Source organism: Pseudomonas sp. KD5 (genome assembly GCF_012932895.1).
Taxonomy (GTDB): Bacteria; Pseudomonadota; Gammaproteobacteria; order Pseudomonadales; family Pseudomonadaceae; genus Aquipseudomonas.
The window spans coordinates 51,180-66,884 of sequence record NZ_JDWJ01000005.1; the positions used below are offsets into that span (position 1 = coordinate 51,180).

General features: G+C 60.7%; 13 protein-coding genes. 6 read left to right on the forward strand and 7 right to left on the reverse strand.

Annotated features, from left to right (window positions below; all coding sequences use genetic code 11):
• Window positions 1-3: 3 nt before the first annotated feature.
• Window positions 4-1,182, forward strand: coding sequence for a VWA domain-containing protein (locus tag AF70_RS12325; RefSeq protein WP_007934103.1), 1,179 nt, complete (start codon window positions 4-6; stop codon window positions 1,180-1,182).
• 145 nt (window positions 1,183-1,327) lie between these two features.
• On the opposite strand, the gene AF70_RS12330 is transcribed toward AF70_RS12325, so the two are convergent.
• The 4 genes from AF70_RS12330 to AF70_RS12345 form a co-directional block, all read right to left on the reverse strand.
• Entirely contained in the window at window positions 1,328-2,245 is a 918-nt protein-coding gene (locus AF70_RS12330; protein WP_019580805.1) for a biotin-dependent carboxyltransferase family protein, read from the reverse strand.
• Window positions 2,242-2,946, reverse strand: coding sequence for a 5-oxoprolinase subunit PxpB (gene pxpB / locus AF70_RS12335; protein ID WP_028939352.1), 705 nt, complete (start codon window positions 2,944-2,946; stop codon window positions 2,242-2,244). Before pxpB ends, AF70_RS12330 begins: the two co-directional genes overlap by 4 nt.
• Window positions 2,943-3,695, reverse strand: coding sequence for a 5-oxoprolinase subunit PxpA (locus AF70_RS12340; protein WP_028939351.1), 753 nt, complete (start codon window positions 3,693-3,695; stop codon window positions 2,943-2,945). Before AF70_RS12340 ends, pxpB begins: the two co-directional genes overlap by 4 nt.
• Before the next feature lie 78 nt (window positions 3,696-3,773).
• A complete protein-coding gene (locus AF70_RS12345; RefSeq protein ID WP_028939350.1) occupies window positions 3,774-5,060 on the reverse strand; it encodes an MFS transporter in 1,287 nt (428 codons plus the stop codon).
• A 160-nt stretch (window positions 5,061-5,220) separates the two neighbouring features.
• On the opposite strand from AF70_RS12345, the gene AF70_RS12350 reads away from it, so the two are divergent.
• The 4 genes from AF70_RS12350 (at window position 5,221) to AF70_RS12365 (ending at window position 11,510) form a co-directional block, all read left to right on the forward strand.
• Window positions 5,221-6,150, forward strand: a complete 930-nt coding sequence (locus tag AF70_RS12350; RefSeq protein WP_028939349.1) for a LysR family transcriptional regulator — start codon at window positions 5,221-5,223, stop codon at window positions 6,148-6,150.
• Window positions 6,151-6,261: 111 nt separating this feature from the next.
• On the forward strand, window positions 6,262-8,184 hold the full coding sequence (locus tag AF70_RS12355) for an IucA/IucC family siderophore biosynthesis protein (RefSeq protein WP_028939348.1): 1,923 nt from the start codon (window positions 6,262-6,264) through the stop codon (window positions 8,182-8,184).
• Window positions 8,174-9,385: an MFS transporter gene (locus AF70_RS12360; RefSeq protein ID WP_028939347.1), complete on the forward strand. Its 1,212-nt coding sequence runs from the start codon at window positions 8,174-8,176 to the stop codon at window positions 9,383-9,385. The genes AF70_RS12355 and AF70_RS12360 overlap by 11 nt, the downstream gene beginning before the upstream one ends.
• A gap of 13 nt (window positions 9,386-9,398) precedes the next feature.
• Window positions 9,399-11,510 (forward strand): TonB-dependent receptor, encoded by a 2,112-nt coding sequence (locus AF70_RS12365; RefSeq protein ID WP_028939346.1) that lies wholly within the window; start codon window positions 9,399-9,401, stop codon window positions 11,508-11,510.
• Between the two features lie 63 nt (window positions 11,511-11,573).
• Here AF70_RS12365 and AF70_RS12370 read toward each other — a convergent pair whose 3' ends face one another.
• The 3 genes from AF70_RS12370 to AF70_RS12380 are packed head-to-tail and all read right to left on the reverse strand — an operon-like array spanning window position 11,574 to window position 13,437.
• Window positions 11,574-12,116: a DUF2937 family protein gene (locus AF70_RS12370; protein ID WP_019580813.1), complete on the reverse strand. Its 543-nt coding sequence runs from the start codon at window positions 12,114-12,116 to the stop codon at window positions 11,574-11,576.
• Between the two features lie 14 nt (window positions 12,117-12,130).
• Window positions 12,131-12,907, reverse strand: a complete 777-nt coding sequence (locus AF70_RS12375; RefSeq protein ID WP_019580814.1) for a class II glutamine amidotransferase — start codon at window positions 12,905-12,907, stop codon at window positions 12,131-12,133.
• 32 nt (window positions 12,908-12,939) lie between these two features.
• Window positions 12,940-13,437, reverse strand: a complete 498-nt coding sequence (locus tag AF70_RS12380; protein ID WP_019580815.1) for a hypothetical protein — start codon at window positions 13,435-13,437, stop codon at window positions 12,940-12,942.
• A gap of 102 nt (window positions 13,438-13,539) precedes the next feature.
• Between AF70_RS12380 and AF70_RS12385 the strand changes: the two genes are divergently transcribed.
• Entirely contained in the window at window positions 13,540-15,594 is a 2,055-nt protein-coding gene (locus AF70_RS12385; protein ID WP_028939345.1) for a S9 family peptidase, read from the forward strand.
• The last annotated feature ends 111 nt before the right edge of the window (window positions 15,595-15,705 follow it).

Sequence of the window (15,705 nt, forward strand, 5' to 3'; positions counted from 1 at the left end):
GCCATGCTGCTCAACCTGTTCAACGAAATGCGCGCAGCCAAGGTGCCGGTCTCGGTGCGCGAGCTGCTGGACCTGATCAACGCGCTGAAACAGCGCGTGACCTTCGCCGACATGGACGAGTTTTATTACTTGTCGCGGGCGATTCTGGTGAAGGACGAACGGCATTTCGACAAGTTCGACCGGGCGTTCGGTGCCTACTTCAACGGTCTGGAAAAGCTCGACGATCACCTTCAGGCGTTGATCCCGGAAGACTGGCTGCGCAAGGAATTCGAACGCTCCCTGACCGACGAAGAGCGGGCCGCAATCCAGTCCCTCGGTGGCCTGGACAAGCTGATCGAAGAGTTCAAGAAACGCCTGGAAGAACAGAAAGAACGCCATGCCGGCGGCAACAAATGGATCGGCACCGGCGGCACCAGCCCGTTCGGTTCCGGCGGTTTCAACCCGGAAGGCATTCGGGTCGGCGATGCCGGTAAGCGCCAGGGCAAAGCGGTGAAAGTCTGGGATCAGCGCGAGTACAAGAACCTCGACGATTCGGTGGAACTGGGCACGCGCAACATCAAGGTCGCCCTGCGTCGCTTGCGTAAATTCGCCCGTCAGGGCGCGGCGGAAGAACTGGACATCGACGGCACCATCGACCACACCGCGCGCGATGCCGGGTTGCTGAACATCCAGATGCGTCCGGAGCGGCGCAACACCGTCAAGCTGTTGCTGCTGTTCGACATCGGCGGCTCGATGGACGCCCACGTGAAGATCTGCGAAGAGTTGTTCTCCGCCTGCAAGACCGAGTTCAAGCATCTGGAGTACTTCTACTTCCACAACTTCATTTATGAATCGGTGTGGAAGAACAACATGCGCCGCACCTCCGAGCGCACCGCCACTCAGGACTTGCTGCACAAGTACGGCGCCGACTACAAAGTGATCTTCATCGGCGATGCCGCCATGGCGCCCTATGAAATCACCCAGGCCGGCGGCAGCGTCGAGCACTGGAACGAAGAAGCCGGTTACGTGTGGATGCAGCGCTTCAAGGAAAAGTACAAGAAGCTCATCTGGATCAACCCATACCCGAAAGACACCTGGGGCTACACCTCGTCGACCAACATCGTGCGGGATTTGATCGATGATCAAATGTATCCGCTGACGTTGCGGGGGTTGGAGGAAGGGATGCGGTTTTTGTCCAAATAAAGCATTGCATCTGTGGCGAGGGGGCTTGCCCCCGTTGGGTTGCGAAGCGACCCCAAAATCTGCAATCGCGATGTATCAGACACACCGCATGCAATGGTTTTACGACTGCTGCGCAGCCGAACGGGGGCAAGCCCCCTCGCCACAGTTAAAACCGGCGCAAATACTCGACTTGTTCGCGATGCGCGACATCCTGCACCACCGGTTTCAACCGCACCTTCGCCCCCGGCAAACACTGCGCCAGCCGCGCCAACGCCAACGGCGTCAACGCCCCCAACCGCGGATAACCGCCAATGGTCTGCCGGTCATTGAGCAGCACAATCGGCTGCCCATCCGGCGGCACCTGGACCGCCCCCAGCGGGATGCCTTCGGAAATCATCGGCTTGCCCTGATACTGCAATGCCGTTCCCAACAGACGAATGCCCATGCGATCGGCGCGACTGTCGAGGGTCCAGGCGCTGTTGAACGCGTCAAACAAACTCTGCCCGCTGAATTCACCAATTTGCGCACCAAGCACCAGGTCCAGCGGCGCATCGAGGTTGAAATCCGGAACGTGCTCGCGAGGCAGCTCCCGTACCAGCAGCGGCGCTTCGGTGGAGTACTTCAACGACGATCCCTTGGCCAACGCTCGGCCCATGCCGTCGAGGCCGCCGAGTTCCTCACGCACCACCGTTGCAGTGCTGCCCAGCACCTTCGGCGCATCAAACCCGCCTGGTGCCGCGAGGTACGCCCGAGCGCCAAGCAGCGGTTGCGTGAATTGCAATCGCTGACCTTTGCCCAGTTTGAAACTGCGCCACGGCGCCAGGGGCTGGCCATCAATCTGCGCCCCAAGATCGGCACCCGCCAATGCCAGCAAGCAATCGTCCTCGGCCACCACACTGAACCCGCCGAGGGTGATTTCGATCACCGATGCATCCAGCCCATTGCCCAGCAACCAGTTGGCCCACGACATCGACCGCCAATCCAGCCCGCCGCCCTGGGTCACGCCCAGATGCCGCACACCAAATCGCCCGGCGTCCTGCAACAGGCAAAGCGGTGTACTTGCTTCAATCGTCAGTCGGCTCATGCCAAGGTCTCCAACGGCGTGTCGTCACCGCCCAGGTTGATGAACTCGGCATGACTGACCGCCTCGAAGCGCACCGTGTCGCCCGGTTGCATCAAGCTGTAGCCGTCGCGTTCACGGTCGAACAATTTGGCCGGTGTGCGACCGATCAGGTTCCAGCCGCCGGGGGACACTACCGGATAAGCCGCCGTCTGGCGTTCGGCGATGCCGACACTGCCGGCGGCGACTTTTTTGCGCGGGGTACTCAGACGCGGTGCGGCCAACACTTCTTCCACCAACCCCATGAACGCGAACCCCGGCGCGAAGCCCAACGCGAACACTTGATACTCGTGTTCGCTATGGCGGCGGATCACCTCTTGCACCGTTAGTCCGCTGCGTTGAGATAACAAGCCAAGTTCCGGACCGACACTCGGGTCATACCAGACCGGCAGCACATGGCATTTACCCTTGGCCCGAGCGTTGGGCGTCAGATCGATCAGGGCTTGAGCGATCAACTCCCGGGCCTGGGCCGGGTTCAATGCCATCAGATCGTAATGCACCATCAACGTTGTGTAGGACGGCACCAGATCGATCAAATGGCTGGCGAATGCTTCTCGCAAACGCTCACTGGCAGCCAGCATCCACGGCATGTTGGCCTCGGCAATTTCATCGAACAGGCGCACCATTAGGCAATCGAGCGCCACCACTTCCACCCGTGGTTTCATGATGCGCTCTGCTGATTCAAGGCCTCGCGAATGCGCCGCACGGCGGCCACCGAACTGGCGTTGTCACCGTGTACGCACAAGGTATTGGCCTGCAAGCGCAAGGCGCTGCCATCGCTGGCCGTGAGGTTGTCACCGCGGGCAATGATCAGCGCCTGTTCGATGATTTTCTCGGGATCGTGATGCACGGCCCCCGGCAGTTGCCGCGAGACCAGCATTCCGGCGCTGTCGTAAGCGCGATCGGCGAAGGCTTCAAACCACAGGGTCACGCCGTATTCGTCGCCCAACTGCTGGGCGGCGCTGTTGTCGCGAGTGGCCATCAGCATCAGCGGCAGTGTCCGGTCATAGGCCGCCACGGCCTGGATCACCGCACGCAATTGCGCCGGGTTGGCCATCATGTCGTTGTACATCGCGCCGTGGGGTTTGACGTAACTCACCCGCCCGCCCTGAGCCCGGCAAATGCCGTCGAGGGCACCGATCTGGTAATGCAACAGGTCCTGCAGTTCCTGGGCGGTATACGCCATGGAGCGGCGACCGAAACCGACCAGATCCTGATAGGCCGGATGCGCGCCGATCTGCACGCCGTTGCTCAGGGCCAGGCTGACGGTCTTGCGCATGATGCTCGGGTCGCCGGCATGGAAGCCGCAGGCGATGTTGGCGCAGTCGATGAAGGGCATGACCTCGGCGTCCAGACCCATGGTCCAGTTGCCGAAACTCTCGCCGATGTCGCAGTTCAATAGCAGGCGGTTCACGGTGAACACTCCTGTAGGCTTTTGTCTTTTTAGCTGAAGGGCATATGCCCCTCAGATTATCAGTTAGCGGACATCAGGTTATTCGGCGTCGAGTTGTTTGCCACGGGTTTCCGGCAAGCTGAGCGCCGCCAGGATCACCACCCCGTAGGACACCGCCGCGAAAGCCCCGATTCCCACGCTCAATGGCACCTTCTGACTGAGCAAGCCGATCAGCAGCGGAAACAACGCTGCCAACGCCCGACCGATGTTGTAGCAAAAACCCTGGCCCGAGCCGCGAATCCGCGTTGGAAACAACTCGGTCAGAAACGACCCCATGCCGCTGAAAATCCCCGAAGCGAAGAAGCCCAAGGGGAAGCCCAGCCAGAGCATCACTCCGTTGCTGACGGGCAATTGGGTGTACAGCAGAACAATGGTGAACGAGCCGACGGCAAACAGAATGAAGTTCTTTTTACGACCAAGGATGTCAGTCAGATACGCGCTGATTACATAACCGATGTAGGACCCGATGATCACCATCGCCAGATAACCACCCGTGCCAAGCACGCTCAAGCCCCGTTCGTTTTTCAGAAACGTCGGCAGCCAGGAGGTGATCGCGTAGTAACCGCCGAGGGCGCCGGTGGTCAGTATCGAAGCGCGAATCGTGGTGAAGAGGATGCCAGGGGCGAAAATCTCGTAGAACTTCGCCGGGTTGCTTGGCTCTTGCTTGGCCTTGGCTTCGCGGTAGATTTCCGGATCCTTGACCAGGCGACGGACGAAGATCACGAAAATCGCCGGCACGATGCCGAGGATGAACAGTGCCCGCCAGGCGTCTTCGGGCGGCAACAGCGAGAACAGCAGCGCATACAGAATCGCTGTCAGCCCCCACCCCAACGCCCAACCCGACTGCACCATGCCGACGGCTTTGCCACGGTCCTTGGCGCGGATCACTTCGCCCATCAGCACCGCGCCGGCGGTCCATTCACCACCGAAACCGAAGCCCATCAACGTGCGGCTGATCAACAGTTGCTCGTAGTTCTGGGCGAAGCCGCAAAGAAAGGTGAAGAAGGCGAACCACAACACCGTCAGTTGCAGGGTGCGCACCCGACCGATGCGGTCGGAGAGAATCCCCGCCACCCAACCACCAATAGCCGAGGCGATCAGGGTGCTGGTGTGGATCAGCCCGGCCTGGCCGGTGGTGATGCCCCACATGGCAATCAGGGTCGGTACCACGAAGCTGAGCATCTGGGTGTCCATGCCGTCCAGGCCATAGCCGATCTTGCAGCTCCAGAACGTGCGACGCTCCTGTTTGTTGATATTGCGGTACCAGTCGAAAGGTCCCGGGCGAGCCGTGGACTTGGGGATATCGAGGGTGTCGGGCGCACTCATGGCAAAATCTCCGTGCATATTTTATTGGTATTGTTCTGAGCCCCGACGACGCCTATCGTGGGAACCGGATGGCCTGATTTTTGGGCGGTTGGCCCTGCTGCGTCCAACTAATAAAACCCCGCCCTAGACATAAGAAAAATTTTATCCACGAGCTGACCCCATGAACCTGAAGTTTCTCGAGACGTTTGTCTGGGTCGCCCGACTCAAGAGTTTTCGCCTGACGGCGGACAAGCTCTTCACCACCCAGGCGTCGATTTCCAGCCGCATCGCCGTGCTCGAAAGCGAGCTTGGGGTGAAGCTGTTTCTGCGCGACTCCCGCGGCGTGAGCCTGACCCCCGAAGGCCTGAAAGTGCTCGAATATGCCGAGCAGATGATGGACACGATGCACGCGCTCAAGCAGGCGATCGAGACGCGTTCGAGCAAGGCCGGACGGGTGCGGATCGGCGTCATGGACACGGTGATCCACACTTGGCTCAGCCCGTTGGTGGCACAGATGATGGATCACTATCCGCTGGTGGAAATCGAGCTGGTGGCCGATACCGCGCTCAACCTCTGCGATCAGCTGCAAAAAGGCTTTCTCGATCTGATCCTGCAAACCGACCTGTTGCGCCAGGAAAGCGTGCGCAGCCTGGAATTGGTCAGTCATCCGATGGGCTGGATCGTGGCCAGCAGTTCCATCTACAACCGTGAGTATTCAGGTGTCGCCGACCTGGCGCGGGAGCGAATCATTACCTATTCGAAAAACTCCCGCCCGCACCAGGACATCGTGAGCCTGATGCAAGCCAACGGGGTCATGGCGCCACGACTGAACTGCGTGAACTCAGTGTCGGCGATTACTCGTTTACTACGCGACGGCTTCGGTATTGGCGCCCTGCCGCCGGTGCTGGTGGCCGAGGAACTGGCCCGAGGAGAGTTGACCTTGTTGGCCATCGATCAACGGCCGCCGAATTTGCAGGTGGTGGTGTCGTGGCGGGTTGGCGTGGAGTGGGTCGAAGAAATCGTGACGTTGTGTCAGCAAGTCGTGGAGTGCTATGCGCAGAAAATGGGCGAGCACTACATCGTCTTGAGCCAACCACCGGCCGGAATCTGATACACACCCTCCAAAATGTAAATATGAACCACTATCATTTGCATTATTTATTCAAAACGGTATTCTCAGCGCGCTTTCAGCTAATCAATTGTCCAGAAGGAGTCGGACCTGATGCGCGGCTACACGCAAAAACAGCAGCAATTGCTCGCTCACTGGAGCGAAGCGCTCGGCACTCAGGCTTTCCAGTCACACCGCATCACTCTCGATCATTTGAGCAATGCCCTGGAGCCCGCCGCCCAGCGCTGTTTCCAACGCCTGATCCAGGCGCTGTTTCGTGAAGAGCTGATCGACCCCGACACCTGCGAATACGACGACACCAGCCGTTGCTGGCTGCCACTTGGCGATGGCGCGCATCTTTGCTTCGAGCACTTGTCCAGCGGCAGAATGAACAGCTGGGACGTACGCGGCAGCATCGTCCTGCACACCCCGGACACACTGCCGCACAAAATCCAGTTGCCCAGCGAACTGCTCGCTCACCTCAGCACTCAGCTCAATCCGCCAGCCTCCCCCCAAGTACTGGAACGTCTGGCCCGGGAGCTGGATGACAGTTTCAGCAACGACACTCTGTGCCTGGCATTTCACCAGGGATGGACCGAGCGCCTGAGAGAGCAGATCGACGGCGGGTACGATGACAATCTGCTCGCCTGGCTCAAAGCCAGCCCCTGCCTCCAGAACCCTACGTCGCTGCTCGAACAGTGGGGGACTCTCGGCCATCCGTGGCACCCGAACTACAAGACCAAACTGGGCTTGAGCGCCGCTCAGGTCATCGCTTTCTCGCCAGAATTCGAAGCGAGTTTTCCGATCGTGCTGTGCGCCCTGCACCGCCAGTACGCACATGTTGAAGCGCTGGCGGGCACCACGGATTACTGGGATTGGTGGCAAGGTCACTTCCCACAGGCCGCCGAGCAATTGCAACGCCATTTGCAGCAAATGGGCCTGGACGCAAAGGACTACCTCCCGCTGCCGTCGCACCCATGGCAAGCCCATGAAGAGCTGCCACGTTCGTTTGCCAACGAGATCGCCGACAACCTGCTGATCGTCACTGACATCGTGGCTTTTACCGGTCACCCGACCATGTCCTTCCGCACGGTCTTGCCGCAGGCCAGTCGCACGGCACCGATGGTCAAACTGCCGGTGGCTTTGCGCCTGACCAGCGTGCAGCGCACCGTGTCGCCGCGCTCGGCCCGGATGGGTCCGCGCATCAGCCAACTGATATTGGACATCCTCGATCAGGAACCGCAGATTCAGCGCCTGCTGAACATCGTTCCAGAGCGCATCGGCGTGCATTACGCACCACTACCGGCCGATGACGAACGCTCCCGGCATGCTGGCGTGCTGTATCGCGACAACCCGCTGACCCTGCTGCAAGTAGGCGAGTTGGCGGTGCCGGTCGGCAGCCTGTTCGCCGTCAACGAATTCGAACAACCGTTGCTGCGTGATTGGGTCAGACTGGCTCAAGGCCGGGACGACAGCGAGGCCATGCTGACGTTCTTCGATGATTACCTGTCGATTGCGGTACCAAGTCTGCTGGGCATCTATCTGATGTACGGCGTGGCGTTCGAAGCGCATCAGCAAAACAGTTTCATGGTGATGGGCGCTGACGGGCAGTTGAATCGGCTGCTGTTGCGTGATTTCGGCGACGTTCGTATCGATCGCAAAACCCTGCACGCCAAGGGTATGGATATCCAGCTGCACGATCCGAAAATGACCCTGTATGACGACGCCGGCTTTGTCCGCGACAAACTCCTGCACACCACTTTCATGTGCCACCTCGGTGAGCTGACCTTGCTTTGTGCCCGCCACTGGAATGTGCCGGAAAATATCCTGTGGGAGCGATTGGCAGCGCACGTTGCACAGTGCTTCGAGACCTTGCGCGAGCGCGTTGAACCGGCACGTTGGGAATGCGAGCGCCAGGCCTTGCTGGAACAGGATTGGCCCGCCAAATCGTTCATGCGCATGCGCTTGCTCGACAGTCATGCCGACATCGTCGGACGCCTGAGTAACCCGCTGCGACCCAACACCCATGCTCGCTGACAGTCGCGCCCTGCGACTGCTGATCGTCATCCAGTTTGTCTCCATGGGCGCAATGGAAATGAGCGGCCCGTTCTGGCCCTTGCAGATCCAGCATCTGCTCGGGCCCGAAGGCGCCGGCTACACCGCGCTGTTATCGGCGATGGTCTATGCCGGCCCGATGCTGGCGGCCATGCTCCTGACCCCCCTGTGGGGCCGGTTGGGGGATCGCACCGGACACAAACCGATGATTGTTCGGGCGTTGCTGGCCCTCGCACTGTGCCAAGGGTTGGCGGCTATCACCCTCGACCCGTGGCTGCTGGTGGGCATTCGCGTGATGCAAGGCGCATTGGCCGGTTTTCTCGCTGCCGCGCAAGCCTACGCCTTGGCCTGCTGCGACAGTGCCAAACGAGGTCACACCCTGGCCCGCCTGCAATCGGCAACCGCCGTCGGCTCGTTGATCGGCCCGGTGCTGGGTGGCTGGCTAATGGACGTCTCGGGGTTTGCCTTGCTGTGTTATGGCGCGACGGCGATTTGCCTGCTGTGCGCACTGGGGAGTTTTTTCCTGCCGGCCGACAAAGCGCGAACCACGAAGAAAAAACCGGTTGAGCCGGTTGCCCTGCCCAAAGGCTGGCTCAGTGGAATCCTGTTGGTGATCGTGTTGATTCAGGCGGCGAAGATGATGCCGCAGTCGTTCTACGCCCTGTACGTCGCGAACATCCTGCATGCCCCAAGCTGGCTGATCGGTGCCACCTACGCGGCGAGCGCCGCGACCCTGGCCATTTCCGCCCCGCTGTGGGGACGCCTGTTCGACCGCTGGCAGCCGGCCTACACCTTGCGCGTCATCGAAGGCGTGGCCTGGTTATGTGCCCTGACGCTGGCGGCCACGGCATTGGCCAATGAATGGCTGGGCTTTCTCGTCAGCCGACTCGTCTGGGGTATCTGGCAAGGCGCCCTGCTGCCCGTCGCCTATGCCCTGATCGCCAACACCGTTTCCATCACCCAGCAGGGCTTCGCGCTCGGCCTCGGCAACAGCGCGGCAAAGGCTGGTGCTCTGCTCGGTGTCGTCCTTGGCGGAATAGGCATGGGCCTGGTGGGCCTGGCCCACAGTTTCTGGCTGGTGGCGCTGACCTACGCCATAGCCGCCATCGGTATCCGCTGGGTGCGCTCGTTCAACGCCACGCCTGACCGCTCGACCTTATCGCCCCACACTTATCACAACTAAAAAAGACCACGTCATGACCCGAACCAAACTCTCCCTGCTGATCCCGCTACTTGGCACCTTCAGCGCCCAGGCCTGGGCCGAGGACACCGAGCAGCAGCCCGGTACATTGAACATGCAAGCCACCGTCGTCTCCGCGACTCGCAGCGAAGCGAGCATTGCTTCGATTCCGGGCTCGGTCCAGGTGATCGACGAGCAGCAAGTCCGTGAGCAGAGTGGTGCGGGTCGCCGGGTCTCCGACATCCTCGGGCAACTGGTCCCAGGTATTGCGCCATCCAGCGGCGGGATGAGTAACTTCGGCCAGACGCTGCGCGGGCGCAACATGCTGGTGTTGATCGACGGCGTATCGCAGAACGCCACGCGCGACAACTTCCGCCAGCTCAACAGCATCGCCCCGGCCAGCATCGAACGCATCGAAGTGATCTCCGGCGCCAGCAGCATTTACGGTGCCGGTGCTTCAGGCGGCATCATCAACATCATCACCAAGCGCAATCAGGGCCAGGACATTGCCTACAGCAGCAAACTGGGCCTGACCAGCGGTAACAACCTCAACAGAAAAGGCTTCGCCTACGAAGCTTTCCAGAGTGTCACCGGGCGCAAGGATGCGTTGGACTGGTATGTGTCTGCCGACCTGACCCAGCGCAACGATCAGTTCGACGGCAACGGCAACCGCATCCCCCAGGACACCTCCCAGGGCAGCAACATGGATACCGAAACCTATGACCTGCAAGGTCGTTTCGGTTATGAGCTGGATGCCGACAAGAAACTCAGCCTGTCGCTGCAGGACTACAAGGACCAGCAGGACACCGGCTACACCAAAGACCCGAAAAACTCGCAGCAAGCGGTGGCAGTCAAAGGTCTGAAACTCGACGACCAACCCTATACCCATAACCAGGCGGTCAACCTCAACTACACCGACAAGGACTTCTACGGTCAGGGCCTGCAACTGGAAAGCTACTGGCGCCGCGCCGATGCACTGTTCTTTCCGGACCTGTCGCGGGGCAAGGCCGGGATCTCCGACAACAACAGTGTGCAGGACGTCTACGGCCTGCGCGCGGCCATCGACACGCCGCTGCCGTCGATCGGGAGCGCCACGGGCAATCTGGTCTGGGGGGCTGACTATGACAATGAGCGCTCCCGTCAACGAGGTGATCAATACACGCTGAAGGGCCTGACCTATACCAAGACCGGCACCACCTACGAGCTGGGCCCGGACATCGAAACCACCACCAAATCGCTGTTCGGGCAGATGTCCTGGGACATCGGTGACTGGACCTTGCGTGGCGGTGTACGCCGCGAATGGATCGAAAGCGACGTCTCCGACAGCATCGCCTACGGTCAGATCGTCCAGACCGGCATACGCGCAACGCTGCCCGGCGACACCCTCAAATACGACGCCACGCTGTACAACCTGGGGGCGGTCTACCACCTGAGTGAAAACCAGGACGTCTTCGCCAATTACAGCCAGGGGTTTTCGCTGCCGGATATCCAGCGCTTCATGCGTGACGTCAGCAGCACCTTCGACATCCAGAGCCTCAACGCCCAAGCCATCAAGGTCGACAGTTACGAGTTGGGCTGGCGTGGCAACTGGGACCAGTGGCAAGCCGACGTCACCGTGTACGAAAACACCTCGGACGTGACCCAGTTCTACGATGCCAATGATCGCGTATTGCGTCTGATCAATCAGAAAGAGCGAGTTCGCGGCATCGAAAACAGCCTGACCTACCGCGCGACCGATCACTGGTCGGTGGGTGGCACTTATGCCTGGGCCAAAGGCGAGACCGAGCAGAACGGCAAATGGATCGATCTGCCGGCCACGCGCATCTCACCTGCCAAGACCACACTGTTCGTCGGCTACACCGAAGACGACTACAGCCTGCGTCTGCAAGGCATGCGTTTGGCCAATTACGATGCCGCCGCCAAGGACAACAATGGACGCGACATCGAAGGCTATACGCTGGTGGACCTGCTCGGCTCCGTGCAACTGCCGGTCGGTCGTCTTGAAGGCGGCGTGTACAACCTGACCAACCGCACGTACCAGAACCTGTTCACCCAGGCCAACGCCAGAGCGCCGTATGCCAACGCTGAAGGCCGCACGCTGAGCATGAGCTACTCGATCGATTGGTAAAAACCGGAGCCGGCTTGCCAGCGATGCGATCTCGCGGCAATCGCCGGCAAGTCGGCTCCAGTGTTACAACCCGCGCAAATCCCGCTCTTCGATCGGCCGGCTCTGACGCAGGCGCTTGCCGCCCAGCACCACCCAGTCGATCAACCGGAACAGGCATTCAATGCCGAACGACAGCAGCAACGCGCCGCTCATGCCCCAGATCATCGCTTCCGGCGTCAGCAGGATCTGGTAGCTGTAGCCGTTCCAGGTTTCCTTGCGAATATCCGGGTCGGCCGCCAGCACCACTTGCAGGAAGCGGATGTACCACGGGCCCTGCATGGCCTGGAATTGCTTGTCCAAAGCCAATTGACGGGTGAGCAAGGTGCTCAGGCTGTCGGCATCGCTGCGAAAGATCGGGTCTTCGCTGGCACGGTAATGGGCCACCAGCGCCTGCATGTCGCCCTTGAAAAATTGATTGGCAGTGCCCTGAAAACCGCTCAAACCGCTCTGCGCCTCGATCAGATGCGCCTCGACCCGCTTGGCATAGTCGCTGATAAACCCAGGCACCTGGACACCAATCAACAGGCCTGCCGCAAACAACACCAGCCGTAGATAACTGAGCAACATGGGGGGAGAGATCCTTATTCGGTCTTGCCCTGGCTGACGCATTCACCGCGTCGCCAGAGGCTCCATTGGCCCGGTTCGTAGCGGGTCCAGGTTTCGTTTTCGGTCAAGGGTTCGGTGGCGATCACCGTGACCACGTCGTTGGGCGTGGTTTCGGCCTGGAAGTCGACGATCACATCGACATCCTTCAAGCGTGCCGGGCCGAACGGGGCACGACGGGTGATCTGCGCCAGCTTGGTCGAGCAGTAGCAGAACAACCAGTCGCCATCGCTAAGCAAGCAGTTGAACACGCCTTTGCTGCGGTACTCGGCGCAAGCGGCCACCAGGTCTGGCAGCAGTTCTTCGATGTCCACCGGCTCGGGGAACGCAGCACGCACCCGGTTGAGCAAATCGCAGAATGCCGCTTCGCTGTCGGTATCGCCGACGGGGCGGTAGAAACTGGCGGTCGGGTTGAAGTCGGCCAACTGGCCATTGTGGGCGAAACACCAGTTGCGACCCCACAACTCGCGCACAAACGGATGGGTGTTGGACAGGCAGACCTTGCCGACATTGGCCTGACGGATGTGGCCGATTACCACTTCGCTCTTGATCGGATAGCGCTGCACCAGGTTCGCCACTTCCGACTCGCTGCTCGCCGCCGGGTCCTGGAACAACCGCAGGCCACGGCCTTCATAGAAAGCGATGCCCCAACCGTCACGGTGCGGTCCGGTGCGGCCGCCGCGCTGCATCAGCCCGGTGAAGCTGAACACGATATCGGTCGGGACATTGGCGCTCATGCCCAATAACTCACACATGCTCGGACTCTCGATGAAAGGCAGGGGCACTGTTACAGACGCGGTTCAACCCGCAAACGCTGCGGGTTGCTCGGTACCGGTGGCCGGCCGTAACGATCATCACCGGCACCGCCAAACGGTTGATCGCCTTCAGGCTCGTCGGCCCGCGCCGCAGCCTTGGCGGCCTCCGCCCGCTCCTTGCGAGCCTTGGATGCGCGCTCGATCGGGAAACGGATCGCCACGAGCACCAGGTAAAGGCCGAAGGCAATCATGCCGTACATGAACAGATCGGAAATCGCCCGCCAGGCGTTGTTGCCGACCTTGAACAGCAGATCCAGCGCAGTAATGGCAATGGCCGGGGCGACCTTTTCCTTCACCGGGTCGATGATGGTCGGGCTGAACAGCAACACCGCCATCAGCAGCCGCAGCGGCTCACGTAGCCAGCGCCACATCCAGCGGGTGATGCGCATCCACACCAACAGGCAGCCTAAAGCGGCAAAGGCGTAGAGGCCCCAAGCGATCAGATAGTCGTTCTCGGTCATGGTGTCCATGGCAAGGCAGGCAAAGAGGCGCTTATAGTAACGACTTTTCGCACTTCAGGCTGCCCCGCCGTCTGCGATCCCCCAATTTCGTACAACGTTCGAGAGTCCTTCATGCCCCTATCCGCCAACGTTTCCGACGCGCCCATTGCCCACAAGGCCGACGGCGATGACCCGTATGCCTGGCTGCAGGAGCGCGACACCGACGCAGTGCTCGATTACTTGAAAGCCGAAAACCGCTATCAGGAGGCGCAAACCGCCGATCAGGCCGGGCTGCGCGAAACCCTGTTCGAAGAGATCAAGGGGCGGATTCTCGAAACCGATCTGTCGCTGCCCTCGCCCTGGGGCCCGTACCTGTATTACACCCGCACCACGGCCGGCGACGAATACGCCCGTCATTACCGCTGCCCACGTCCGACCGATGGCAGCCTGCACATCGACGAAAGCCAGGAACTCCTGCTACTCGATCCGAACGTGCTGGCCAAGGGCGGTTTCTTTTCCCTGGGCGCGTTCAGCGTCAGCCCGGACCACCAGCGCCTGGCCTACAGCATCGATTCCAGTGGCGAGGAGGTTTACACGCTGTTCGTGAAGGAATTGTCCAGCGGCCGCGTCAGCGAACTGGAATTCCAGGACTGCGACGGCAGCATGACCTGGGCCAATGACAGCCTGACGCTGTTCTTCGGTGAACTCGACGACACCCACCGCCCACACAAACTGTTCCGCTATCGGCTGGACGGCACCGCCGCCGAAGAAGTGTTCCATGAACCAGACGGCCGATTCTTCCTGCATTGCTACCGCTCAAGTTCCGAACGGCAATTGCTGCTGTCGCTGGGCAGCAAGACCACCAGCGAAGTCTGGGCGCTCGACGCCTCGCTGCCGCACCAGGCCTTTACCTGCCTGGCGCCGCGGGTCGAAGACCATGAATACGACGTCGATCACGGCAAACTCGATGGCGAGTGGACGTGGCTGATCCGCACCAACCGTGACGGCATCAACTTCGCCCTGTACCAGGCCGCCGACACCGGCGTCGCGCCGACCGAAGCCGACTGGCAGAACCTGATTCCCCATAGCGACACGGTGATGATCGATGGCATGAGCCTGAACGCCGAGGCCATGACCTTGAGCCTGCGTGAAGGAGGCCTGCCGATCATCGAAGTCTACCCACGGGACTTGGTGCCGTATCGCGTGCAATTACCGGATGCGGCTTACAGCCTGCATGTGCAGAACAGCCTGGAATTTATCAGCGACAGAATCCGTCTGCGCTACGAGGCCTTGAACCGTCCGGCGCAAATCCGCCAACTGATCCTGGCCACCGGCGAGCAGAAAGTCCTCAAGGAAACCCCGGTGCTCGGCCCGTTCGACGCCGACGCGTACGTCAGCCAGCGGCTTTGGGCGACGGCACCGGACGGTACGCAAGTGCCGATCAGTTTTGTGGTCAAACGCGAGTTCCTCGGCAAGCCGACGCCACTTTATCTGTACGGCTACGGCGCCTACGGCGAAAGCCTCGACCCATGGTTCTCCCACGCCCGCCTGAGCCTGCTGGATCGCGGGATGGCATTTGCCATCGCGCATGTTCGCGGCGGCGGTGAATTGGGCGAAGCCTGGTATCGCGCCGGCAAGCAGGAGCACAAGCACAACACCTTCAGCGACTTCATCGCCTGCGCCGAACACCTGATCGCCAACGGCTTCACCACCTCATCGCAGCTGACAATCAGTGGCGGCAGCGCCGGTGGCCTGCTGATCGGCGCGGTGCTCAATCAGCGGCCGGAGCTGTTCGGCGCGGCAATAGCCGAAGTGCCGTTCGTCGACGTGCTCAACACCATGCTCGACCCGGAGTTACCGCTGACCGTCACCGAATACGACGAATGGGGCAACCCGCAAGAGCCAGACGTCTATGATCGGATCAAGGCCTACGCACCGTATGAAAACGTCACCGCGCAAGCCTATCCGGCAACGCTGGTGATCGCCGGCTACAACGACAGTCGCGTGCAGTACTGGGAAGCGGCCAAGTGGGTGGCGAAATTGCGCGCGACCAAAACCGACACCAATCCCCTGCTGCTCAAGACTGAATTGGGCGCCGGGCATGGCGGGATGAGCGGGCGCTACCAGGGATTACGTGACGTAGCCCTCGAATACGCATTTGTTTTGAAGGTTTTGGGCATTGCCTGAGGAACTTGGCCCGGCGTCCCGGTCTTAACACCAGACGCCGGACCCGACACAACCCACAGGGGATAATTGGTGACTGAAGGCCCGCCCCCGCAAAAGACCACAAGAAAAAGA

Bases quoted from the DNA above. Each gene is read 5' to 3' on its own strand.
- AF70_RS12355 (WP_028939348.1), top strand. From the start codon at position 6,262: ATGCGCGGCTACACGCAAAAACAGCAGCAATTGCTCGCTCACTGGAGC.
- AF70_RS12325 (WP_007934103.1), top strand. From the start codon at position 4: ATGCTGCTCAACCTGTTCAACGAAATGCGCGCAGCCAAGGTGCCGGTC.
- pxpB (WP_028939352.1), bottom strand. From the start codon at position 2,946: ATGAAACCACGGGTGGAAGTGGTGGCGCTCGATTGCCTAATGGTGCGC.
- AF70_RS12350 (WP_028939349.1), top strand. From the start codon at position 5,221: ATGAACCTGAAGTTTCTCGAGACGTTTGTCTGGGTCGCCCGACTCAAG.
- AF70_RS12360 (WP_028939347.1), top strand. From the start codon at position 8,174: ATGCTCGCTGACAGTCGCGCCCTGCGACTGCTGATCGTCATCCAGTTT.
- AF70_RS12375 (WP_019580814.1), bottom strand. From the start codon at position 12,907: ATGTGTGAGTTATTGGGCATGAGCGCCAATGTCCCGACCGATATCGTG.
- AF70_RS12345 (WP_028939350.1), bottom strand. From the start codon at position 5,060: ATGAGTGCGCCCGACACCCTCGATATCCCCAAGTCCACGGCTCGCCCG.
- AF70_RS12385 (WP_028939345.1), top strand. From the start codon at position 13,540: ATGCCCCTATCCGCCAACGTTTCCGACGCGCCCATTGCCCACAAGGCC.
- AF70_RS12380 (WP_019580815.1), bottom strand. From the start codon at position 13,437: ATGGACACCATGACCGAGAACGACTATCTGATCGCTTGGGGCCTCTAC.
- AF70_RS12370 (WP_019580813.1), bottom strand. From the start codon at position 12,116: ATGTTGCTCAGTTATCTACGGCTGGTGTTGTTTGCGGCAGGCCTGTTG.
- AF70_RS12330 (WP_019580805.1), bottom strand. From the start codon at position 2,245: ATGAGCCGACTGACGATTGAAGCAAGTACACCGCTTTGCCTGTTGCAG.
- AF70_RS12365 (WP_028939346.1), top strand. From the start codon at position 9,399: ATGACCCGAACCAAACTCTCCCTGCTGATCCCGCTACTTGGCACCTTC.